The organism is Streptomyces zaehneri, from assembly GCF_032248645.1.
Classification (GTDB): domain Bacteria; phylum Actinomycetota; class Actinomycetes; order Streptomycetales; family Streptomycetaceae; genus Streptomyces; species Streptomyces coriariae.
The window spans coordinates 75,856-98,490 of sequence record NZ_JASTTJ010000014.1 but is presented as its reverse complement, the minus strand read 5'-3'; the positions used below and the strand labels follow the sequence as shown (position 1 = coordinate 98,490).

The 22,635-nt window shown below is 72.5% G+C and carries 16 protein-coding genes; 14 read left to right on the top strand and 2 right to left on the bottom strand.

Translation table 11 applies throughout. From position 1 onward, the window contains the following. Positions 1 to 3 precede the first annotated feature (3 nt). The 10 genes from QQM72_RS23150 (at position 4) to QQM72_RS23105 (ending at position 11,628) form a co-directional block, all read left to right on the top strand. The gene (locus tag QQM72_RS23150; RefSeq protein WP_314222777.1) at positions 4 to 1,215 is read left to right on the top strand and encodes a DegT/DnrJ/EryC1/StrS family aminotransferase; all 1,212 of its coding nucleotides are present in this window, start codon (positions 4 to 6) and stop codon (positions 1,213 to 1,215) included. Beyond that, a complete protein-coding gene (locus tag QQM72_RS23145) occupies positions 1,212 to 2,282 on the top strand; it encodes a Gfo/Idh/MocA family protein (protein WP_314222776.1) in 1,071 nt (356 codons plus the stop codon). Before QQM72_RS23150 ends, QQM72_RS23145 begins: the two co-directional genes overlap by 4 nt. Next, complete coding sequence (locus QQM72_RS23140) at positions 2,279 to 3,499, top strand: DegT/DnrJ/EryC1/StrS family aminotransferase (protein ID WP_314222775.1); 1,221 nt, start codon at positions 2,279 to 2,281, stop codon at positions 3,497 to 3,499. Before QQM72_RS23145 ends, QQM72_RS23140 begins: the two co-directional genes overlap by 4 nt. After that, entirely contained in the window at positions 3,492 to 4,151 is a 660-nt protein-coding gene (locus QQM72_RS23135; protein WP_314222774.1) for an HAD-IA family hydrolase, read from the top strand. Before QQM72_RS23140 ends, QQM72_RS23135 begins: the two co-directional genes overlap by 8 nt. After that, the gene (locus QQM72_RS23130) at positions 4,148 to 4,618 is read left to right on the top strand and encodes a type II 3-dehydroquinate dehydratase (protein WP_314222773.1); all 471 of its coding nucleotides are present in this window, start codon (positions 4,148 to 4,150) and stop codon (positions 4,616 to 4,618) included. The genes QQM72_RS23135 and QQM72_RS23130 overlap by 4 nt, the downstream gene beginning before the upstream one ends. Next, positions 4,615 to 6,762 (top strand): AMP-binding protein, encoded by a 2,148-nt coding sequence (locus QQM72_RS23125; RefSeq protein ID WP_314222772.1) that lies wholly within the window; start codon positions 4,615 to 4,617, stop codon positions 6,760 to 6,762. Before QQM72_RS23130 ends, QQM72_RS23125 begins: the two co-directional genes overlap by 4 nt. Next, positions 6,759 to 7,724, top strand: a complete 966-nt coding sequence (locus QQM72_RS23120; RefSeq protein ID WP_314222771.1) for an ROK family protein — start codon at positions 6,759 to 6,761, stop codon at positions 7,722 to 7,724. The genes QQM72_RS23125 and QQM72_RS23120 overlap by 4 nt, the downstream gene beginning before the upstream one ends. Continuing rightward, positions 7,721 to 8,593 carry a glycosyltransferase family 2 protein gene (locus QQM72_RS23115; protein WP_314222770.1) on the top strand — a complete coding sequence of 291 codons (873 nt, stop codon included), beginning with the start codon at positions 7,721 to 7,723 and terminating at the stop codon, positions 8,591 to 8,593. Before QQM72_RS23120 ends, QQM72_RS23115 begins: the two co-directional genes overlap by 4 nt. Further along, positions 8,590 to 9,993 (top strand): condensation domain-containing protein, encoded by a 1,404-nt coding sequence (locus tag QQM72_RS23110; RefSeq protein WP_314222769.1) that lies wholly within the window; start codon positions 8,590 to 8,592, stop codon positions 9,991 to 9,993. The genes QQM72_RS23115 and QQM72_RS23110 overlap by 4 nt, the downstream gene beginning before the upstream one ends. 324 nt (positions 9,994 to 10,317) lie before the next feature. Next, on the top strand, positions 10,318 to 11,628 hold the full coding sequence (locus QQM72_RS23105) for a condensation domain-containing protein (RefSeq protein WP_314222768.1): 1,311 nt from the start codon (positions 10,318 to 10,320) through the stop codon (positions 11,626 to 11,628). A 36-nt stretch (positions 11,629 to 11,664) separates the two neighbouring features. Here QQM72_RS23105 and QQM72_RS23100 read toward each other — a convergent pair whose 3' ends face one another. Then, positions 11,665 to 11,970, bottom strand: coding sequence for a phosphopantetheine-binding protein (locus QQM72_RS23100; RefSeq protein WP_314222767.1), 306 nt, complete (start codon positions 11,968 to 11,970; stop codon positions 11,665 to 11,667). Positions 11,971 to 12,048: 78 nt separating this feature from the next. On the opposite strand from QQM72_RS23100, the gene QQM72_RS23095 reads away from it, so the two are divergent. Continuing rightward, positions 12,049 to 13,512 (top strand): condensation domain-containing protein, encoded by a 1,464-nt coding sequence (locus tag QQM72_RS23095; RefSeq protein ID WP_399078280.1) that lies wholly within the window; start codon positions 12,049 to 12,051, stop codon positions 13,510 to 13,512. A 6-nt stretch (positions 13,513 to 13,518) separates the two neighbouring features. On the opposite strand, the gene QQM72_RS23090 is transcribed toward QQM72_RS23095, so the two are convergent. Next, the gene (locus QQM72_RS23090) at positions 13,519 to 15,297 is read right to left on the bottom strand and encodes a condensation domain-containing protein (RefSeq protein ID WP_314222765.1); all 1,779 of its coding nucleotides are present in this window, start codon (positions 15,295 to 15,297) and stop codon (positions 13,519 to 13,521) included. Positions 15,298 to 15,571: 274 nt separating this feature from the next. Between QQM72_RS23090 and QQM72_RS23085 the strand changes: the two genes are divergently transcribed. From QQM72_RS23085 to QQM72_RS23075, 3 genes are all read left to right on the top strand, one after another. Then, entirely contained in the window at positions 15,572 to 16,864 is a 1,293-nt protein-coding gene (locus tag QQM72_RS23085; protein WP_314222764.1) for an MFS transporter, read from the top strand. Positions 16,865 to 17,051: 187 nt separating this feature from the next. Beyond that, positions 17,052 to 20,195 (top strand): AMP-binding protein, encoded by a 3,144-nt coding sequence (locus QQM72_RS23080; protein WP_314222763.1) that lies wholly within the window; start codon positions 17,052 to 17,054, stop codon positions 20,193 to 20,195. Between the two features lie 381 nt (positions 20,196 to 20,576). Then, positions 20,577 to 22,562 (top strand): ABC transporter ATP-binding protein, encoded by a 1,986-nt coding sequence (locus tag QQM72_RS23075; protein WP_314222762.1) that lies wholly within the window; start codon positions 20,577 to 20,579, stop codon positions 22,560 to 22,562. The last annotated feature ends 73 nt before the right edge of the window (positions 22,563 to 22,635 follow it).

The following is a 22,635-nucleotide window of genomic DNA, read 5'->3' as shown; positions in this document are numbered from 1 at the left end:
CCTGTGGCTCTGGCACTCGACGGTGGGAATCCGGTCCGCCGCCACGACTTTCCGGCCTGGCCGTACCACGACGACACCGAACGCGCGGCGCTGATCCGCGCGATCGACCAGGGCCAGTGGTGGCGAGTCGGCGGCTCCGAGACCACCTCGTTCGAGGCGGAGTTCGGCGAGTACCACGGCGGCACGACGCTCGCCGTCACCAACGGCACCCACGCCCTGGAACTCGGCCTGGAACTGCTGGGCCTGAAGCCGGGCGACGAGGTGATCGTGCCCGCCTTCACGTTCATCTCCACCTCCATCGCGGTACAGCGCGCGGGCGGCGTCCCGGTCCCGGTCGACGTGGACCCCGTGACGTACTGCCTCGACCCGCAGACGCTGGAGGCCGTCCGCACACCACGGACGCGCGTCGTCATCCCCGTGCACATGGCCGGCCACGTCGCCGACATGGACGCCATCGGCTCCTGGGCCGCCCGGCACGACATCGTCGTCTTCCAGGACGCCGCGCACGCGCACGGCGCCGTCTGGTCCGGCCGGCGCATCGGCGACTTCGGCACGTTCGCCGCGTTCAGCTTCCAGAACGGCAAGCTGATGACCGCGGGCGAGGGCGGGGCGCTGCTCCTGCCGTCGGGGGAGTGGTTCGACGAGGCGTTCGCCCGGCACAGCTGCGGCCGCCCCCTCGGCGACACGAACTACGAGCACCGCACCCCGTCCTCCAACTACCGCATGACGGAGTTCGCAGGGGCCGTCCTGCGCGCCCAGCTCGGACGGCTCGCCGAGCAGAACGCACGCCGCGAGAGCCGTTGGAAGACGCTGTCCGCGGCGCTGCGCGAGATTCCCGGCGTGGTCCCACAGGGCCGCGATCCGCGCTGTGACCTCAACCCGCACTACATGGCCATGGCCGCCCTCGACCCCGCGGCGCACCCCGGCACCGACCGTGACCTGGTGGTCAGGGCGCTGGTCGCCGAAGGCATCCCCGCCTTCGTCAACTACCCGCCGGTCTACCGAACCCAGGCCCACGAGGCGCTGCGCGGCAACGGACTGCCGGACACGGCCGAGCTCGCCGAGCGCAACCCGGTCAGCGAACACCTGGGCGCGCACGGCTTCTGGCTGCACCACCGGGTGCTGCTCGGCACGGACGCAGACTGCGCCGACGTCGCGGAGGCCGTGGCCAAGGTGCTGACCGAACTGGCGGGGAAGAAGCGTTCCGCTCGATGAGGGTCGCCGTCATCGGGCTGGGCTGGGTGGCCCGCGAGGTATGGCTGCCCCGGCTGGTCAAGCACCCGGACTTCGACGTCGTCGCCGTGGTGGAGCCGCGGCCCGAGGCCGTCGAACGGGCCGCCGCCCTGGTGGGCGGGGCGCGGGTGTACGGCGGGTACCAGGAGCTCGGGCCGCGCGAGGCCGACCTCGTGTTCGTCCTCACCCCGAACCACACCCACGGCGCCCTCGCGGGCCACTTCCTGCGCCAGGGCCTCGCCGTGTTCCTGGAGAAGCCCACCGGCACCGACTTCGGCCACCTGCGGCTCCTCGAAGACGCCGCCCGCGACGGCGGGGGGCGGCTGATGCTGTCCACCGCCGCCCGCCACCGCGCGGACGTGGGGGAGCTGGCGCGTCTCGTCGCCGACGGGGCGCTCGGCACGCCCCGCCACGCCGAGCTGAGCTGGGTGCGCTCCCGGGGCATTCCGGGCAGCGACTGGTTCGCCCGCCGGGAGACGGCCGGCGGCGGAGTCCTGGTCGACCTGGGCTGGCACGTCATCGACGTCCTGCACCACCTGTGGGGCGCCTCCGGCGTGCGCCACGCCACCGCCCTCGCCTCCAGCGACTTCCTCACCCGCGCGGGCTGGGGCGCGGACTGGCACACCGGCACGGGCGGCCTCCGGGACGCCGATGTGGAGGACCAGCTCACCGCCCTGGTGGCCACCGAGCGATACGGAATGCACCTGCGCTTCGCCTGGGCCTCGCACGAGGCCGTCGACCGCACCCGGCTGGTGCTGCACGGCACCGCGGGCACCGCCGAGCTGACCACCACGTTCGGCTTCAGCCCCCGACGTGTGAGCGAACCGACGCTCACACTCCGCCAGGAGGGCGGAGAGCGCCGGGTGCCGCTGCCCCCGGCCGGCGTCGGCGACGAGTACGACCAGCAACTCGGCGCGCTGGCCGCCGAACTGGCCCGGCCCGATGCCACGGACCGGGCCCTGCGCGAGGCCCGCGAAGCCCTGGCCGTCGTAGAGGCCTGCTACCGCGCCACGACCGCCCGCTGGACAGCACCGGAGACGAATTCATGACTGCATCCCCGTCCGAGCCCACGGCACTGCGCTACGAGCCGCTGCGCGGCCTCGCCCTGTGGGGCCAGGAGGAGAAGGCCGCCGCACTGGAGGTGCTGGAGAGCCGCTCCCTGTTCCGCTACTACGGTCCCGCGCTGCAGCGCCGCGTCGAGCGGTTCGAGGAGCGGTTCGCCGCCCTGCACCAGGCGCCCCACGCGGTCGGCGTGTCCTCCGGCACGGCCGCCCTGACCTGCGCCCTGATCGGCCTGGGGATACCCGAGGGCGGCGAGGTCATCGTGCCGTCGGCCACCTTCATCGGCTGCGTCAACGCCATCGTGGCCGCGCGCGGCATCCCCGTCTTCGCCGACATCGACGAGTCGCTCACCCTCGACCCGACGGCGTGGGAGAAGCTCGTCACCGAGCGGACCTTCGCGGTCATGCCCGTCCACCTGAACAACGCCGCCGCCGACATGGACCCCATCCTGGCCGTCGCCCGTGAGCACGGCATCCGGGTCCTGGAGGACGCCGCCCAGGCCTGCGGTGTCAGCTACCGGGGGCGCCCGGTGGGTTCGATCGGCGACGCGGGGGCCTTCAGCTTCCAGCTGGAGAAGAACATCACCGCCGGCGAGGGCGGCGCCGTCGTCACCACGGACCCCGCCGTCCACGACCGTGTGGTCCGCTACCAGGACCAGGGCGGGCAGTTCACCACCTCACGCAGCGGCGAGCGCGGCGGTGCCTCCGGCGAGGCCTTGCTCGGCGCCAACCTGCGGATGACCGAGATCGCCGGCGCCCTGCTGTCCGTACAGCTGGAACGGCTCGCGCCGATGCTGCGACGGCTGCGCGACATCGCCCGTACCGTCCGCGCGGACCTCGCCGACCTGGAGCTCGAGTGGCGGCGGCTGCCGGACGAGGAGGGCAGCGGCGGCGATCTCACGGTCCTGCTGGACGACCGCATGGCCGCCCGCCGGTTCGTCACCGTGCTCACCGCGGCCGGCATCCCCGCGGCCACGCTGTACTCGGGCCGCCTGGTCCAGCAGAACCCCGCCGTCCGCGCCGGCCGCACCCCCTGGGGCGTCGCCTGGGACGCCACCGCGCGCCTGCGCGCCAGCGAGGCCGTCCTGGGCCGGTCCGTCACCGTCGGACTCGGCGCGACCATGACGGACGAGGACGTCGCCCATCTGGTGGCGAGCCTGCGGACGGCGTCCGAGGCCGTCCGAAAGGGAGCGAACGGTGAGTGACCTCTGGCCGCGGGCCGTCGTCCTGGACCTGGACGGCGTTCTCATCGACAGCATCCACGTGATGCGCAGGGCCTTCCAGCGGGCGTACGACCTCACGGTCGGCGACGGCGAGGCACCCTTCGAGGAGTACCTGACCCACCTCGGGCGGCACATGCCCGACACCCTGGCGATCATGGGCCTGCCCGGCGGGATGTACGAGCCGTTCGTGGTGGAGAGCCGCAAGCTGGTCCACGAGATCGAGCCGTGCCCCGGCGCCGCGGAACTGCTCGCCGGACTGCGCGAGGCCGGCGTTGCGACCGCCGTCGCCACCGGCAAGACCCATGGCCGTGCCGTGGAGGCACTGGCGGCAACCGGACTGCTGGACCTGGTGGACGCGGTGTGCGGCAGCGACGAGGTGGCGCACGGCAAGCCGGCGCCCGACATCGTCCTGCTCGCCCTGGAGAAGATCGGAGCCGCCGTCGAGGGCGCCGTCATGGTCGGCGACTCCGCGCTGGACCTGCGGGCCGGCCGCGCGGCAGGCACCCTTACGGCCGCCGGCCTCTGGGGCCAGGGCGACCGGGAGGAACTGCTCGCCCACCGGCCCGACCTGGTGGCCGGCTCGTGCGCCGAACTGGCCGCCCTGCTGCACCGCCGTGAAGGGACCCCCGCGTGACCATCGCCCCGACCTCCCGTGACCTGCTGCTGCTCAACGGCCCCAACCTGGGCACGCTCGGCACCCGCGAACCCGGGATCTACGGCACCACCACCCTCGCCGAGGTGGAGGAGTCGGTGGCCGAGCTGCTGGCCCGCGCCGGGTACGGACTGCGCAGCGAACAACACGACGGCGAGGGCGAGTTGATCCGCGCCCTGCACAAGCACCGGGACACCGCCGCAGCGATCGTCAATCCCGGCGCGCTGATGATCGCCGGCTGGAGCCTGCGCGACGCCCTCGCCGACTACCCGGCGCCCTGGGCCGAGGTGCACATCTCCAACGTCTGGGCCCGCGAGTCCTTCCGGCACAACTCCGTCCTCTCACCCCTCGCCGTGGGCGTCATCGCGGGCTTCGGCACACACGGGTACGAACTCGCCGCCGAGGCACTGGTACGGCGGCTGGAGACGGCGCGGGGCACGGCGAAGTGACCCCCGCGGACCTGTGGGAGGCGTTCTCCCGGGCGGACCTGAACCCGGACGCACTCGCGCTCGGCGACCTGACCCGCCGGGCGGCCGTGGCACGGGTGACCGAGCTGGCCGAACGGCTGCGCGCACAGGGCGTACGGCCCGCGGAGGCCGTCGGACTCCAAGGGCCCAACCAGCCGGAATGGGTGCTGGGCCTGCTCGCGCTGACGGCGGTGGGCGCCTGCCCCCTGCTGTTGCCCGCGGAGTCGCCGCCGGCGGAGACCCGCAGGCTGCTCAGGGCCGCCGGGGCCCGCCGGACGCTGGTGGCGGACCCGGGCGAGGCGGACGGGGCGGTACTGCGGGCGCAGGACGGCGGCGCGGACGACGGGCTCGTCGGCGACGGGACCACCGCAGCCGGCGCGGACTCCGGTGCGGCCGCCCACGCCCCCGGCACGGTCGTGCTGGTCTCCTCCGGGTCGACCGGGGCGCCCAAGCTCGTGGCACGGTCGCCGCGTTCCGTGCTCGACGAGGGCGTGCGCTACCACCACGCCGGTCTGGCGCGGCCGGACGACCGCGTGCTGCTGCCGCTGCCGCTGAGCCACGCCTACGCGCTCGGCTGGCTGGCAGGCGCGCTGGTCGCCGGGGCGCACGTGGACCCGGTGCCGCCGCGTGCCGTCGGCGCCGTGCACAGCCGGCTGCGCGAGCGGGCGACGGTCCTGGTCACCGTGCCCGGCCTGGCCCGTGTCCTGGCGCGCCGCCGGGCTCTGGCCGACGACGCTCCGTTCCCCGCGCTGCGCCGGGTGATGGCCGGCGCCGGATACGTCGACGCCGAACTGGACGCGCTGTGGACCCGCACCATCGGTGTGGGAGTCTCCCGCAACTTCGGTTCCAGCGAGACGGGCTCCGTGCTGTGGGGAGACCCCGGACTGCCGTCGGGAGCCGTCGGCCACCCGATGCCCGGCGTCCGGGTCGACCTGCTGGACCCCGACGGCACGCCTCTGCCCGGCCGTGACGCGGCCCAGGGAGAAATCGCCGTCGTCCTGGAGGACGGCTCGGCCCACCGCATGCACGACCTCGCCGAACGCGACGAGCACGGCGTTCACCGCATCCTGGGCAGAGCCCGGCTCGGAGTGGTCCGCCGAGGGGCCCGCTGGGTCTCCACGATGGAGGTGGAGTCGGTGCTCCGGGCGGCCCCCGGCGTCGCCGACGTCTCGGTCACGGCGACGGGCCCGGACGACTCGGACGACCAGGGGCTCACCGTGGAGTACGTGCCCGCCGACGCCGAACTGGCCGCTCCGGCACGGGTGCAGGCGTACGCCCGCGCCGAACTGGCCGCGTACAAGGTGCCCGACAGCTTCCAGACCCGCTACCGGCTGCGCCGCTCCGCCGTCGGCAAGGCACAGGCGGCCCCCGTGTACCGCCTCGCGCGCGCCGCCCGCCCCGGGACCACGGCCGAGCAGGTCCTGGCGGCGGCCCTCACCGAACTCGGCCTGCCCCCGCGCCTGGCCCACGGCGGCACCGCCGCCGACCTGGCCGGGACGGCGGGGCTGCGCGCGGACGTGCTGTCGCCCGTGTTGGACACCGCCTGCGCGCTGGGACTGCTGGTCACGGACACCGCCTCGGCGGGTGCGCCGGACGCCTGGGCGTATTCCCCGGACGTCGTGCCGGCCGGCCGGGCGCTGGCGGCCCGGGTGCGCGGCGAAGCGGCGGGCGAGCCACCGGCGCCGCCGGCCGCGCCCGCCGGACCCCCGGCACCGGAGAAGGCCCTGCGTGCGAGCGTCGAGGCGCTGCTGACCGAGGCCGCCGTCGACGGGGCGCTCCTGGAGATCGGCGACGGCGGTGCCCCACCGGCGGCCGACGCCGAGTACGGCGCCTGCGTGGTCCTCGGGGGTGTCCACGGCCCGGCCGCCCGACTCGGCTCACTCGCCGCACTGCTGAGGCCGAAGGGACTGCTCGTGGTCGCTGACGCCTTCGTCCCCGACCCGCTCGCCCTCACCGACGACATGAGCCGTACGACGGCCGTCCGCTGGCTCGTCGACGGACACCTCCACTGGTGGACGACGCAGGAGCTGCGGGCAGGGCTGGAGGCCGTGGGGCTACGGGTGGAGGAGAGCCGTGGTGCCGAGCAGGCGCCGTACGCGATCCTCGTCGCCAGGAAGCCGTCGTGACCGGCACCCTTCCGGGCACGCGCCCCGGCACGGCGGGCGGCGTCCTCGCCGTGGACATCGGAGGCACCAAGCTCGCCCTGCGCGCGGTCGCCGCCGGTGCGGCCGTGTACGAGCGCACCGTGGTGTGGCCCGTCGGCGGCGACGCGGGAGGCGAGTCGGAGCTGATGGAGGCGTCCGTCGCCGAGGCGGTCGGCGCGCTGGGGGGAGCCCCCGTCCGGATCGGCGTGGCGGCGGCGCCCAACGTCGGCACCGACGGGTCCGTGGTGAGCTGGCCCAACCGGCCCCACTGGGTCGGCCGTTCGCTGAGCGCCCCCTTCGCGGGCAGTGGCGCCGAGGTCGTGTTCGGCGACGACGCGACGCTGGCCGGGCTGGCGGAGGCCCTTTCCGCGGGCAGTCGGGACCTGGTCTACCTGGGTATCGGGACGGGCGTCGGCGGCGGGCTGGTCAGTGGTGGCCGGCTGCTGACCGGCGCCTGGGGCACGGCGGGCGAGCTGGGCCACCTGGTGGTCGACCCGCAGGGCCCGCGCTGCCGGTGCGGCACGCGCGGCTGCCTTCAGGCCGTGGTCTCGGCCGAGGCGCTGGCCGCTCACGCCGCCGCGGCACGCGGACTTCCCACGACGAGCGCCGAGCTGGTGGCGGGCGTGGACCGCGCCGAACCGTGGGCGGATCGCACCCTCGACCACGCGGCCGACTCGATCGCCCGCGCGCTGCGGGTCCTCGTGGAGCTCGTCCAGCCCGCGCACGTACGCATCGGAGGCGGCCTCGGAGCCGCGCTCGAGCCGCTGCCCCGCAGGGTCGCGCGACGCCTGTCCGCGACGGCCCGCCCGGGCCGGCCCCTCCCCGAGGTCGGTCCGGCCGTCCATGGTCCGCACTCCTCCCTCGCCGGCGCCGCCCTGCTGGCCGCCCACGGCGCGAGCCTGCTCGGCGGGGCGGACCTGTTCCGCGAGGGGAGCCCGTCATGACCCGGCCGACGGTCAGCGTGGTCATCCCGACCCGCGACAAGGCGGACAGCCTGCGGCTCGTCCTGGCCTGCCTGGCCCGTCAGGTGTGCCCGGAGCCCCACGAGATCGTGGTCGTCGACGACGGCTGCACCGACGGCACCGCCGAGGTCGTGGCGGCCGCCGCCGCACGGCTGCCCCTGCACACCGTGGCGGGACCACGGGCGGGCCGCGCCGCCGCACGCAACGCCGGGGCCGCGGCGGCCCGCGGCGGCCTGCTGATCTTCCTGGACGACGACATCCTGCTCCCGCCGGCGGCCCTGGCGGCCCACGTCGCCGAGCACACCGGCCGGGAGCCCGGTTGCGTCCACGGACCGGTCCGCGAACTGCCCGCCGCCCGCAGACTGTTGGCCGCCTCACGGGACGAAATCCTGCCCGATCCCCATGCGGCGGCGACGAGCGGCCGGTTCGGGCGCACGGTGGCGAACGCCCTGGAAACCCTGGTGACGGGCATGACCACGGGTGAACTGGAGCCGGTGGCACCATGGTTGACCTGCATCGGAGCCAACACCTCGATGCCGTACGGGCTGTGGGAGCAATCCGGAGGCTACGACGAGACGTTCGGTACGACTTGGGGGTGCGAGGACCTCGAACTCGGCCTGCGCCTCTGGTCGTCGGGAGCCGGGATGCGCCTCGCTCCCGCCGCACCGGGCGTGCACCTCACCCACGAACGCGCCGACCGCTGGGAACAGCACACGGTGAACCTCACCCGGTTCACCGAGAAACACCCCGTGCCCGCCGTACGCGCCCTGCCGGAGCTGCTCGGTCCCTCGGGAAACAGCCGCCGGTACGTCACGGCCGTGCGGACCCTGGAAGAGAGCGCCCGCCCATGAACCACGAAGCCAGGACCCACCCTCTGCCGGCCGGCCGAGCCGCGCTGCCCCTGTTCTCCCGCCAGGACTGGTGCTGGGAGTGGACCCGCAGCTACACCGGTGACTCCACGCCGATCGAGTCGTCCGAGACCCTGCTGCTGCAAGGGCCGCTCGACACGGGAGCGCTGCGGGACACGCTGGCCGAGATCGGTACCCGGCACGAGGCGCTGCGCCTGCACCTGGTGGCAGGCGCCGGGCCGGACCCGTCCGCGCTCTGGCCCGGACAGGGACTGCGGCACGGGCCGGGGCCGCTGGACACCGTACGGGCCGCACCGCAGGACCGTGCGGCGGAGGTGACGCGGGTCCTCTCACGGCCTCTCGACCTGACGGACCGCATGACGCGCACGACCCTGGTGCGCACGGCCGAGGAGGAACACGTCCTCGTGACGCAGTTCCACCACCTGATCTTCGACAGCACGTCCCACCGCCTCTTCCGGGACCTGCTCGTCCACGGCTACCGCGAGCGCGTCACACCGGGCGGCGGCGCTGCCGAGCGCCGTGGCGAGCCCGCGAGTTACACCGGCCTGATCAGCCGGGAGCACGCACCCGAGGTACGCTCCGCCGTGCACGGGCGGGCAGCCGCCCTCGCCGGGGAACTGCGGGCGTACGGTGCGGCGGACCCGCTGGCGGGCGACGCCGGGGCGGTCGTCCCCGAGGCGGAGTTCGGCTCCCTGCCGCTGGCGCTGACGGCCGAGCGGACCCGGTTGTTGCTGCGGCGCTCGCGCGCCGAGCGCGTCACACTCCACACCGTCCTGCTGGCGGCCCTCGGTCACGCCGTCGCCACGGTGTACGAGCGGGACCGCCTGGTGTGCTCGGTGTACACGCACGGGCGGACCTCCGCGAGCGCCCGCGAGACGCTCGGCCTGTTCAGCACCGTGGTCCCGGTGCCGTTCGACACGGAGTACCGGTCCCTGCCGGAGTTCCTCAAGGCCGTCCACGGCGGCGTCCAGCGGGCGTCGGACTCCGCCGACCTGCCGTTCAGTGAGATCGCCTCCCACGTCCTGGACCGCCCGCCGGGCGACGGGGCCTACCACCGCAGCGCTCTGGCCCACCTGGAACTGCGGCTGAGCGGAGTGACCGGCTGGCTGCCGGAGGAGCCGAACCCTGTGCAGGCGTTGCCGTCCGGACTCGCCGTGACCCCGCAGGACCTGTATCCCGAGCACCCGTTCCCGGTCTTCGCCGGCCCCGAGCAGGCGTTGGCATGCGCCAGCACCCTCTTCGCCGACCTGGAGATGGCGGACGGGGCCCTCACGGGCTCGCTGTGGTACGAGAAGCACTATCACGACGCCACAAGGGCGGCACGCGTGGGCGAGATATTCATGCACTTCATAGAGCGATTGAGCGAGGGCGGATTTCCGTGATGCGCCGTCAGAAACTGCTTCCGTGAACGGCATTGTCGGGACCGGACGAAATCCGGAACCGACACGGCTTTGTGGCAAGCCTTGTTGACGGGAGATCACTTCGCCTGGAAGCATTCCCCTGCCACCGACCGGTGGCAGAGGAACCCGCCTACAAAGAGGGGATGTTGACATGACGAAGGTCAACTCTGTAAGCCTCGCTCTCATCAATCTCGAGCAGCTCCGCCGCCAGGCCGCGGCCGAGGCGAAGTAGGGCCACCGACAAGTGCCGTACGGGAGTCACGACTTCCCGTGCGGCACTCGTCGCACCTTCGGGCGAGGGAGCGCATGGACCGGGCGAGTGGAAGCGCTTACACCATGGAATTGAGCCGCCAGCAGCAACGGCTCTGGGAAGTGGAATGCGTGGTTCGAGGAAGCGCGCTGCTGCACACCGGCATTGCGCTGCGCCTCGACGGAATGCTCGACGAGAAAAGGCTTTGCCGCGCCGTCACGGCCGTATTTCGGCGGCATGAACTGCTCAACACGGGCTTCCGCGCGGACGGCGGGACGCTGACCCTCGGCCCGGCCACGCACCACGAGCCGCGCGTCCTGCACCGCCCGGACCTGGGTGCCGACAGGGCCGGACATCTCGCCGAGGTACGCCGAGCGGCGGCCGCGGCCCACGCGGAGGTCTTCCCCCTTGCCGGCGAGCCCCTGGCGCGCGCACACCTGACGGTTCTCGGTGACGGCAGCGGCGTCCTGCTCCTCACCTTCCACCGGCTCGTGATGGACCTGTTCTCCCTGCACCAGGTGGTGACGGACCTTCAGGAGGCTTACCGGCGCGGACCGGACGAGCCGCTCGCGCCGGCGGACCGGTATTCCGCGCTCCTGGCGGCGCGCGAGCACCGCAGGTCCGCCGACTGGGAGTTCTGGCGCACGGAGCTGTCCGGCTTCCCCACGCCGTGGATCGGCGAGCGGCGGCCGGAGCCGGGCTGGCTGCCCGACGGGGCCGAACTGCGCGTTCCCCTCGACCCCGACCTGTCCGGCCTCCTCCAGGCGAACGCCCGCGCCGCGCGCTGCACGCCCACGGTGTACGTCACCGCCGCGGCGGCCCGACGGGTGCTGGAGCGCTCCGGGGCCGCCGACCTCGTCCTCGGCACCATGTCCGCGAACCGCATGAACTCCGACGCGGTGGGCCCGCTCGCCCAGGCGGTCCTCGTCCGCGTCGGTCCCTCGGCCCCGCACGGTGACCAGGGAGTGCTCGCACAGGTGCGGCGCGGGCTGCGCGAGGGAATGGCGCACCAGGGCGTGGAGTTCGAGGAGATCGTCGATCTGCTCACGGACGGGATGGGCGTCGCACGCGACGACCTGGCCCCGCTGAGCGTGAGCGTGACAGCGGACTCCTGGCAGAGTTCCGTGGCGGGGCTCGCCTTCACCCTCTTCGACCTGGACGACGACCAGGGCGAAGGGGAGGTCGAAGAGGAGGACGAGGGCACCGCCGGGCCGGTGGTCCGCCCGTCCCAGCTGGACCTGGAGTTCAACCTGTCGGCAGCGCAGCCGCAGCTGGTCCTCACCTACGACCGCCGGTGCTTCGGCGCACAGTGGTGCGAACGGTTCGCCGCCGACCTGCTCACCGACCTGGCGACCGGCCGCGGCTGATCCGGCCCACGGCCCGGCCGGGCCACCGTCGCTCGGTCAGGCCGATCCGCCACGTGCGCGGTCGATCGACTCCAGCCCCAGCCGTCGTACGTCCCCGAAGCGCGCCTCGTCGAGAAGCGCGCTCATCAGCGTGACGTCCAAGTCCTCGACGTCCGGAGCGAACTCCGCTGCCTGCGAGGCGATCCGGGCCGCGTCGATCGAGGTGCCTCCGGCCTCGTAGAAGTCCGAGTCCTCCTCCGGGAGTGAGCCGAGCACGCCGTGCCATGCCTGCGCGAGGGCCGCCGCGAGACCGTCGAGTCCCTTCGGGCCCTGCCGCGTCGCCGAGGTGTCCACATCCGCCATGGCAGGAACATAACGCACCCCGCTCACCCGCATCCGGAGTTTTACAGTTGTGTGGCATGACCGCTCTGACGAGGGGCTATGCCCTGCGCCGCGGGTAGCGTCGGCGGCGTTAGGGCGTCTTCCACAAGGCAGGTCATGACGGCGACATCCCATGAGCCAGATCAAGGACTTCCCCTCTCCTCGCGTCAGGAATGGTGCTGGGAGTGGGAGAGGTGTTACGACGAGCTCTATCCCAAGGCCGTCTCCCTCGACTGCTCGACCACGCTCCGCATGCAAGGTCCCCTGGACGTCGGCGCGTTACGCGAGGCGCTCGCCGAAGTCGCCCTACGCCATGATGCGTTGCGGCTGCGGCTGCTCGACGCCAAGGCGCCGATCGAGCAGGTGGTCCGACCGCGGCAGGCCCTGCGTCCGGAGCCGTTCCCCCTGGAGACCATGGACCTGGGCGACGCACTGCGCCGACGGGAACTGCACGAGATCCTCCTCGACCTGACCACACGCCCTTTCGAGGTCACCGAATGGCTGTCCCGGGCCACCCTGCTGCGGCTGGCCACTGACGACCACGTGCTGCTGACCAGCTTCCACCACCTGGTCTTCGACGAGCCGAGCCATCAGGTCTATCTGCGCGACCTCGCCCACTTCTACAACCGCCGCGTGGCCGCCCCCGGCGCCGACAGCGTCCGACCAGCCTTGTCCTACGTCGACTTCGTCCGCACCGAGAACACACCTCGAGCCCGCCTAGACACCGCGTCCCGCCTGGCGGGCTGGGCGGACCGGCTGCGCGCCCACGGCTCCGGGGACCTCCTGCCCGGCCGCACCACCGGGTTCCTCCCGCTCCAGCACCACTACGACAGCGTCCCGGTGGACCTGTCGGCCGAGGAGTCCCGGCGCCTGCTGCGCGCGGCCCGCGGCGAGCGGGTCTCCCTGTACGCGCTGCTCGCGGCGGCGCTGGCCCGGACGCTGGGCGGCTTCTACGGCCGCGAGAGGCTGATCCTCTCCACGCCCTCGCACGGCCGTGTACGCCCCGAGACCCGCTCCGCCCTGGGCCTGTTCTCCAACATGATCCAGGTACCGGTGGACCTGGGCCGGACCCCACCGAACGGACTGTTCCGGCAGGTCGACGGAGTCCTGCGGGACGCCTCGGCGGTCGTCGACCTGCCGTTCGGCCGGCTCGCCGAGGCCGTCCTGGGCCGCCGGGGCGACGCGGCCTTCCACCGCCACGCCCTGGCGCACGCGGAGTTGCGCCTTTACGGGGTGACCGGCTGGATCGTCGACCGGCGGGAACACGAGATACCCATGCACGGACTGCGCACCGGTCTCGCCCCCTACCACCAGGATTTCTCCCGGCTGAAATACGCGACACCACAGTCCTCCCTGTCCGCCGCGGCCACCTTTTCGGTCGGCCTCACCATGGAGGCCGGCCGGCTGACCGGCGCGCTGCGCTACGAGACGACGTATCACGGTCGCCGGACGGCCGAGGCCCTGGCGGACGGCTTCCGGGGGCGTCTGACGGATCTGGCACGGGCCGGGGCCCGAAGGCCGTGAGTCCCGTCAGGCCCGGGTCGTGTCCGGGGAGCGCCCGGCGAGGGACTCCCGGCCCGGCCCCTGCGCGAGGACCTCGTAGCGGCGCCACTCCTCCACCGTGGCCGGCGCCTCGGGACCCGACCCGCAGATGACGTACCGGTGCGGGGTCATGACGAATCTGTGCCCGGGCAGGGCGGCCAGCAGAAGTCGGTGCACCTCCCGCGGGCCAGGTGGCTGCCGGGACTGCCGGGGTACGAGGTACGCCGTCAGTCCCGGGCGGCCGGTGGGGCCGGGTTCGACGAAGACCTGGGCGGAGCGGGGGCACAGCGTCCGCGTGAGCAGTGTCTGTACCTCGACCGGATCGATCCAGCAGCCGTCCACGAGCACCAGGTCCTCGCGTCGGCCCAGCCCGGAGAGCGCCCCGGTGCCCCGGACGAGGTCCTTCGGTCGGGGCGCGTCGTCCGCGGCGGCCCGCAGGAGGATTTCCTCCAGGCAGGTGAGCAAGCCGGTGAGCCGGTCGCGGGAGAACAGTGCCGTGTCCGCGGAGAGCGTGACCTCGAGGCATTCCGACACGCGCCACACGTCGACGTAGAACTTGCCCGGCTCCCACTCCTCGAAGCCACCGTCGTCGTCGAAGGAGGTGATCGTGTGCGCCGTGTCCCGGGCCGTCGGAGCCCTGCCCTCTCCCTGACCGCCGTATCCGTGGATGTTGAGAAAGCACTCCAGATCGAGGTCGACGCCTCGGGCGGACGCCACCGATTCGGTGAGCACGTCGAGCCGGCGCGGGTCGCGCTCGCCGACGCGGTAGGCACGCAGGGACGCCTGCCACGCCGCGTGCGCGATGTCCCGGAACGGGAGATCCGCGACCGTGAGGGCCACCGGGATGATCTGGAAGAAGGTACCGACCGAGTTGCGGCTCTCCGCGGACGTCCGGTTGGCGCAGAACAGCCGGAACGTGGCGTCCTCCAGCCCGCTGATCGCGCTGACCAGCACCGCGAGGGCGCCGGTCAGCACCGCGTTGACGGTCGTGCCGTGGCGTGCGGCGGCCTCCGTCAGCGCACGCGCCGCCGCGCGGGAACGCATCGTGATCTTCGGGAAACGGGGGGACTCGGGAGTCCGCAGAGGAAGGGGGAAACGGTCGTTGGGGAAGCGCGAGAGCTGGGCGGTCCAGAACGCCTCGGCCCGGGCCTCGCTCCGGCCGCCGGCCAGGCGCTGCGCCGCGGCGTGCTCCCTCGGTTGCAGCAGGGGGCGGGGAGGCCGGGCGGACAGGGCGGCACGTTCCCCGGGGTCCGCCGCCAGGAGCTCCCTGAGGTCACCGGCGATCACCTCGACGCCCCAGCCGTCGGTCGCGACATGGGAGAGACATAACGCCACCCCGCGAACGACCCCGGAGACGGTGACCACCGCGATACGCAGGGGCCACTCGAACACGGTGAAGGGAAGGCGCCGGAGCTCCTCCAGGACCGCCCCGGTCGTCTGGTGGGTGGCGCAGTGGTGGACCCGGACAGGGACCCTTCCGCTGGCGCAGACGAACTGCCGGTACCCGCCGTCCTTGTGTACGTTGAGCCGTGTCCGCAGAGACTCGTGGCGCTCGATCACCACCCGGAGGGCCTCACGGACGTCGTCGAGCGTCGTCCTTGTGTGCGCCTCGCACTCGATCAGTACGTCGAGGTTCATGTGCTCCGTGTACGGGGCGGAGCTCTCCATCCACCGGCACACCTGATCCTGACCCCAGGTGAGGTCGGCGGCGCCCCAGGTGGCGGCGTTGAACTCGACGGGGACCAGTTCGGTTTCGTGGCGATTCATCGGTCGGCCGGCTCCTCGGTCGCTCGGGTCGTACGGGACTGCTGCGGGGGTTCGGCCTTGGCGCGCCAACTGCCTTGCCGGGGACGGCTGGAAGACAGTGGTGTGAAGATTCCCGAGGACCGGTGATCACCCGATCGAACTCACATATTCTGTCCGGCGTCGCGTTCGGATACACAGGGCGTTGCGTGGCGCGGTCGCGCCGGGCAGGCCGAGAGAGGAGCGGACGGGTGAGTCACGCACGAGGTCCGGAAACGGACTCGACGGGGGACATGCGATGACCAACGGTCTGGCGGCTCGACTACCTCTGGACCTGCTGCGCGAGCGGAACCTGCGACGGCTGTTCTGCGCGCAGGCCGCCTCGGTCCTGGGCAGCAGCATGATGCCCATCGCGCTGTCCTTCGCCGTGTTGGAGCACGGCGGCGGGGCGAGCGGGGTCGGCCTGGTCCTGGGCGCGCAGACCGCGCCCCTCATCGTGTTCCTGCTGGCGGGCGGTGTGCTGGCGGACCGGTGGGGCCGCCGGGTCACCATGATCGGGAGCGACCTCGCGCGCGCGGCCATCGAAATCGCCGTCGTGGTCGTCCTGTTGACCGTCGGCATGCCGCTGGGCGGTTTCGTCGTATTCGCCGCGGCGCTCTCGGTGGCAGCCGCGTTCTTCCACCCCGCCTTCCACGGGTTCGTCCCGGAGGTCGTCTCCGGCAAACGCCTCCAGGAGGCCAACGCCCTCGGCTCCACCTTCTATTCGATCGGCTCGCTGCTCGGACCCGCCGTCGCCGGCGCGCTGGTTGCCTGGACCGAGCCGGCCTGGGTCATCGCCATCGACGCGGCCACCTTCCTGGCCAGCGCGCTGTTCCTGGCCGGAGTGCGCACCTCGTCGTCCGCCACGAAGTCCGGCCGGGAGGACGAAAGCTTCGTTCAGCAACTGCGTCACGGATGGCGGGAGTTCAGCTCACGCACCTGGCTGTGGTCCCTGCTCGCCTACACGTCGCTTGCGTCCACCTTCGTACTGGGGCCCGTGATGGTGCTGGGCATCGCCTTCGTCGGCGGCAAGGAGAACGGCGCCGCCCAGTGGGGCACCGTCATGGCCGCGCAGGGAGTCGGCTCACTCCTCGGCGGATTCGTGGGAATGCGGTTGCGCTTCCGCAGGCCGCTGCTGGCGTCAGTCTTCTGCACGTTCGGTCTGGGAGCCTTCGCCGGCCTCCTCGCCGTGCGCGCGCCCGTGTACGTCCTGGTCGTGGGCTCGCTGCTGTCCGGCGCGGGATTCGCGCTGCTGCACATCCTCTGGACGAGCAGCCTGCAGGCCGATGTGCCGTCCGACGCGATGTCCCGCGTCAGCGCGTACGACGGTGTGGCGACCGTGCTGTCCATGACCGTGGGCTACTGGTGGGCGGCCCCGACCGCGGACCGGGTCGGGGCCACGCCGTTGCTCTGGTTCGGCGTGGTGTGGACCGTGGCGAGCGCCGCCGTGATGGTCACGCTGCCGCAGATCCGCCGGTCCGCGCCGGGATCGGAGAAGGACGGGGACGGCGCAGTCGCCCCGGAGGCTCGGGAGCCCTCCTCGACGCACTGAGAAGCGTGACAGGCGATCAGGGGCGGCGGATTCATCTCTGCCGCCTCGGGGGAGTGGGCCGGCGTTGCTCTCCCGGGTGGCCGGCATCGCTCCGCCATGCGATCCCCGACGTGCTCGAAGAGCTTTCCCGCCGTGGCGTGTCCTCGTGCCGGAAGCCGTCCGACGGCAAGGAACGAAAGGGAAGTCTATGCCGCAGCCCGCTCTTTCGATCATCGCCGGAGGCGTGAGCCCCGTCCCGGACGATGTGTACGCACTCTTTCGCGCGCAGGCCGAACGCCATCCCGGGCGGACGGCGGTCCGGCAGGGCGACGAGGCCTGCACCTATCGCGAACTGCACGCTGCCGCAGAGAAGTCGGCCGCCCTGCTGCACCGTCGAGGGGTACGCTCCGGTACGCCGGTCGCGGTGTACGTGGAGCGTGGCGTCCACGCGGTGAGTGCCCTGCTGGCCGTCCTGCGGCTCGGCGCCACCTATGTGCCGCTCGACGTGCACCACCCGCTGGAACGTTCCCGGGCCGCCCTGCGTGCCGCCGGTGCGACCTGCGTACTCGTCTGTGGGGATGCGCCGTTCGAGGGCGTCGAAGCCGTCGATCTGCTCCGTCCCGAACCGGGGGACGAGGTCCCCGCCACCGCACCGCCCCCCGCCCCCGACGATCCGGCCTACGTCCTGTTCACGTCGGGATCGACCGGCGTGCCCAAGGGGGCCCGGCTTCCCTACCGTGCCCTGTCGAATCTGGTCTGCTGGCTGCGTCGTACGGCGAGCGTGGGCGTGGGGGCCCGCACGGTCCAGTTCTCCCGGGTGAGCTTCGACGTGTTTCTCACGGAGGTGCTCGGCACTCTGACCACCGGCGGTGAGCTGCTGGTGCTCGACGAGTCCCGCCGGGCGGACGTCGAATACCTCCTGCGGTTCTGCGAGGACGGGCAGGTCCAGCGGCTCCACCTGCCGTTCGCGGCGCTGCGCCCCTTCGCCGAGTGGGCGCAGTACAAGAGGGCCTCGCTGCCGCGTCTCGTCGAGATCTCCACGGCCGGCGAACAGCCCTATGTGACAGCCGCGTTGGAGCGACTCCTGAGTGCCGGCGCGCGGTCTGCCCGGCTCACGAACCAGTACGGACCCACGGAGACCCATGTGGTCACGGAGGCGATCCTCACCGGGGATCCGGCCGGCTGGCCGCGTACGCCGTCCGCCGGAGTCGCCCTCGACAACACCGTCGTCGCCCTGCTGGACTCCGCGGGCGCCGTCGTACCGCTGGGCGACGAGGGCGAGGTGAGCGTCGTCGGCGCGCCGGTGGGGCTCGGCTATCTGGGGCCGGCGTCCACAGCGCCGGGGGCGGGTTTCGGCCCGGTCGAAGCGCTGGGTGGACGCTGGGGCTACCGCACCGGTGATCTGGGCCGGATAGAGGGCGGCGAACTGGTCCTGCGCGGTCGGATCGACGACCAGGTGAAGATCAGCGGCCACCGGGTGGAGCCCGGCGAGATCGAGATCCTCGCCGGCCGTGCCGCGAGCCTCGCCGAAGTCGCCGCCGTGGCCGTGGACACGCCCGGCGGGACGCGGACCATGGCGCTCTTCGTGGTACCGGCGCCCGGAACCACCGTGGACCCGGACGCCCTGCGCGGCGCACTCGCCCGACGCCTGCCCGAGGCCGTGGTGCCCAGCCGTATAGTCCTGTGCGACGCGCTGCCCCGCACCGGCACGGGCAAGATCGACCGCAGAAGCCTGGCCGAGCGCCCCGTCGACCGGGCAGTCCCGGCCGCCCAGTCGGTCTCGGGGCCCGCACTGCCCGTTGACGAGGCGCGGATCGCCGGTCGCCTGGCCGCGGTGCTGGGCCTGGATCGGGTTCTCGCGGCGGATTCCCTGCTCTCCCTGGGCGGCAGCTCGCTTCAGGCGATGACCCTGATGACCGAACTGGCGGCCGAGTTCGGCAGCACGCCCGCGATCGACCTGCTGCTGGGCGGCGCGACGGTGTCCGACCTGGCCGGGCAGCTGCGGGCGGGCGGTTGGGAGGAGCCCGACGAGAACCGGCCGCCGCACGGGGCGAATCACTCCGTCACGCCCGTCACGCCCGTTCCACCCGTCCCCTCCGCGCCCGCCGGTGCATCCGGGAAGGGACCGACGCCGTTGCTCCCCGCGTCGACCGTGCAGTCCGAGATCTGGCTGGCCGGACGGCTCGGCGACCCGACGGCGTACAACGTGACGATCGCCCTCGACGTCGCCGGCACGCTGGACCGCGCACGACTGCGACACGCCCTGCGGCGCACCATCGCCCGCCACCCGGCACTGCGTTCACTCCTGAAGCGCAAGCGTGATCGCATCTTCGTCCACCGTCCGCAGGACTGGCTCACCCCGTTCGAGTACGAAGTCGTCGGCGGGGCGCAGACGCGGACCGGCGCACTGACGAGTGAACGAGCCTTCGCCGACCGGCCGTTCGACGTGGCAACGGACCTGCCGATCCGCGTGGCCCTGCTACGCGGCCCGAGCCGGGACCGACTGGTGGTCGCGTTCCACCAGCACGCGGTGGACGCCGCGGGCATACACACGGTCATCGACGATCTGGCCCACTGGTACCGCACCCCGGACGAGGCCGGGGAAGAGGCGACGGACAAGGCCCCGGACGCGGCGCCACCCGGTCCGGGCCCGGCGGACGCCGCCACACTTGCGCACTGGAGATCAGCCCTCGCGGGTGTCACCGCGGCCCATACGACCTGGCTGCGGCGCGAGGGCGGTTCTCCCTCCGGCCGGCCGGTTCACCGGCGCCTGGAGCTCCCGTACGACGTGCTGCGCCCGCACCGGAGCGCACCCGAGAGCGGCACGGTCACCCGGTTCGCGAGGATCATCGGCGCCTTCGCACACGCTGCGCACGCAGTCGGAGCGCCCGAGGAGTTCCTCACCGGCGTCGTCACGACGCGCCGCGTCCCAGGCGCCTCTCCCGCCGTGGGCTGTCACTTGGGTCTCCTGCCGATCCTGCTGCGACCGGCGGCCGGGCTCTCGGACACGGTGACCGCCGTGCACGCCGCCATGGCCACGGCGCTGTCCCACCGGCAGATCTCCCTCGGCGAGCTGGCCTCCGTCCTGCCGAAGGGTTCGTTCCTGACCACGACGTTCGGACTCGACGACACGGAGACACGCGAGATCGACTTCGCGGGCACCCGCGCCACGACCCGCTACGTCCCGGCGCCCACAATCCAGTTCCCCCTCGCTCTCACCCCGTGGACGAGCCCGCTGGGGACCGCGGGCCTGGACGCGGTGTTCGACGAAGGCCTCTACCTGCCGCACACCGTCGACGCCCTGCTCAGGGAATGGACCCGCCTCCTGCGCCACGCCGCACAGCCACTCTGAGCCGCATGTCCCGGCGGCCCCGCATCCGCTCGTCCGCCCCGGCGCCGACTTTGAAAACGACCACGTCGTCGAACGGCCCGCAGCCGTCTGAAACCCACCCAGCCCGTCATCGACAACTGCTCGTCCGCGATGCGTTCGCCGAGCAGCAGTGCGGCGACCGCCTCCCGGTAGCGCTCGGTCGTTGACGACCAGCACGACCCCGACGTCATGGGGGTCAGCCGTACGAGTGAACGGGATGCGGCTGCACCGGCTACGGCAAGGACACGTCCGCTGCGCACACTGAGCGCAGCGGTGTCCGGTTCTCGCCGGTCCGCGGTAAATGCCTGGACTGAGGACCCCCTCGAACGGGACACTTCCGACTTCCGAACCACCGGGAGTGTGATGGGGACCACAGATACGCGAGGGCCGACGCCGGGCAGGACCGCGGTCGTTCTGGCACTGCGCCGCTACGGTCGGGAACTGCTGCGACTACGACGGCTGGCCCTGCCCGCGATGGCGCTGCCCGCCGTGGGCAACATCGGCACCCGCTACGTCGCCCCCCTGCTGATCGCCAAGCTGGCAGGCCAGGCCGCCGAAGACGGTCTCACCCTCAGCTCGGCGCTGCCGTACGTGCTGGGCTTCGGCGTGACGCTGCTGCTCGCCGAGGCCGTGTGGCGGGTTGGGCAACACTGCCTGAACCGTGTGGACGCCCTCGGCATGGAGCACCTGTACGTGAGCGGCATGGAGGAACTTCTCGCCAAGGACGCGGCATTCTTCCATGACAACTTCGCCGGATCGCTGACCAAACGGGTGCTGAGCTTCGGCAAGCGCTTCGAGGACTTCGTGGACACGGTGACGTACCGGATCGTGGGCAGTCTCGTCCCTCTGGTGTTCGGCGCCGTGGTGTTGTGGAGCTACGAACCGATGCTCGTCGTCGGCCTTCTGGTGATGATCGCGCTGACGGTGCTGGCCGCTACGCCTCTGATCCGTCGTCGGCAGAGGCTCGTCAACGAGCGTGAGGCGGCGTTCGCCAGGGTTTCCGGTCACGTCGCCGACAGCCTCATGAACATGGAGACCATCCGGGCGTTCGCGGCCGAGCGGCGGGAGGCCGACGAACACCGCAGCCGTGTCGCGGACTCCCGGCGCCTGACGCTGCGGTCGTGGGACTACGGCAATCTGCGCGTCGACACCCTGATCGCTCCCATGTCCGTACTGACCAACGTGCTGGGCCTGTTGGTCGCCATCGCCTTCGGCGGTCCGGGCCAGGGGGTGGAGGAGGTCGTCGTCGCCTTCACCTACTACTCCAACGCCACCCAGATCATGTTCGAGTTCAACCAGATCTATCGGCGTCTGGAGAGCTCGATGACCGAAGCCGCGCAGTTCACGGAGCTGTTGCTGGATCCGCCCACCGTGCTCGACCCGACGGAACCCGAGCCGCTCGCACTGCGGGACACGGGCATCCGCTTCGAGGGGGTGACCTTCGCCCATGCCGGCGCGAAGCCGATTTTCCAGGCGCTCGACCTCGACGTGCCCCCAGGCGCACGGATCGGTCTGGTCGGCAGGTCCGGCGGAGGCAAGACCACACTCACCCGGCTTCTGTTGCGCATGTCGGACATCGGCGACGGACGCATCCTGATCGGTGGTCAGGACATCAGCGGGTTGCGCCAGTCCGACCTGCGCTCACTCATCGCCTACGTCCCGCAGGAACCCGCCATGTTCCACCGCAGCCTGCGCGACAACATCGCCTTCGCCCGGCCCAGCGCCACCGACAAGGAGATCCACGCCGCGGCCGCGGCCGCGCACGTCACGGAGTTCGCCGACCAACTTCCCGACGGCTTCGGCACTCTGGTGGGGGAGCGGGGAGTGAAACTCTCGGGCGGTCAGCGTCAGCGCGTCGCCCTCGCCAGGGCCATCCTGCGCGACGCCCCGATCCTGCTGCTCGATGAGGCCACCAGCGCACTGGACTCGGAGAGCGAACTCCTCGTCCAGGACGCCCTGTGGCGGTTGATGGACGGACGTACGGCCCTCGTGGTCGCACACCGTCTGAGCACCGTCGCCGGTATGGACCGTCTCGTCGTCCTCGACCGCGGAAGCGTCGTCGAGCAGGGCACCCACGAGGAGCTGCTCACATCGAACGGTGCCTACGCCAAGCTGTGGCAGCACCAGTCGGGCGGCTTCCTCGGCGAAAGCGAGCCGGCCCCCGGATGCCCGATCCCGGTAGCCGGTTCCAGCGGGCTGCCCGGACCGGCCGACCCGGCGGGACCGGCCGACCCGGCGCCGGACGGGGACCGCGGGACGTCGTCGCACGCTCGTACGAGCACCGGATCCACTGCCGCGTGCCGCTGTGCGCAAGAGGTCCGGGAGATCATGCCCGACTCGACCGTCTGACCGAAGAGGGCCTGGCGCGGCTGGGGCCTGGGCCGGACCACGCCGACCACGAAGACCAGGGCAGCGTGATCCG

Excerpts from the sequence above, each read along its gene's own strand:
- QQM72_RS23145 (WP_314222776.1), top strand. The coding sequence starts at position 1,212 with ATGAGGGTCGCCGTCATCGGGCTGGGCTGGGTGGCCCGCGAGGTATGG.
- QQM72_RS23140 (WP_314222775.1), top strand. The coding sequence starts at position 2,279 with ATGACTGCATCCCCGTCCGAGCCCACGGCACTGCGCTACGAGCCGCTG.
- QQM72_RS23115 (WP_314222770.1), top strand. The coding sequence starts at position 7,721 with ATGACCCGGCCGACGGTCAGCGTGGTCATCCCGACCCGCGACAAGGCG.
- QQM72_RS23110 (WP_314222769.1), top strand. The coding sequence starts at position 8,590 with ATGAACCACGAAGCCAGGACCCACCCTCTGCCGGCCGGCCGAGCCGCG.
- QQM72_RS23105 (WP_314222768.1), top strand. The coding sequence starts at position 10,318 with ATGGACCGGGCGAGTGGAAGCGCTTACACCATGGAATTGAGCCGCCAG.
- QQM72_RS23100 (WP_314222767.1), bottom strand. The coding sequence starts at position 11,970 with ATGGCGGATGTGGACACCTCGGCGACGCGGCAGGGCCCGAAGGGACTC.
- QQM72_RS23095 (WP_399078280.1), top strand. The coding sequence starts at position 12,049 with ATGCCCTGCGCCGCGGGTAGCGTCGGCGGCGTTAGGGCGTCTTCCACA.
- QQM72_RS23090 (WP_314222765.1), bottom strand. The coding sequence starts at position 15,297 with ATGAATCGCCACGAAACCGAACTGGTCCCCGTCGAGTTCAACGCCGCC.
- QQM72_RS23085 (WP_314222764.1), top strand. The coding sequence starts at position 15,572 with ATGACCAACGGTCTGGCGGCTCGACTACCTCTGGACCTGCTGCGCGAG.
- QQM72_RS23080 (WP_314222763.1), top strand. The coding sequence starts at position 17,052 with ATGCCGCAGCCCGCTCTTTCGATCATCGCCGGAGGCGTGAGCCCCGTC.
- QQM72_RS23075 (WP_314222762.1), top strand. The coding sequence starts at position 20,577 with ATGGGGACCACAGATACGCGAGGGCCGACGCCGGGCAGGACCGCGGTC.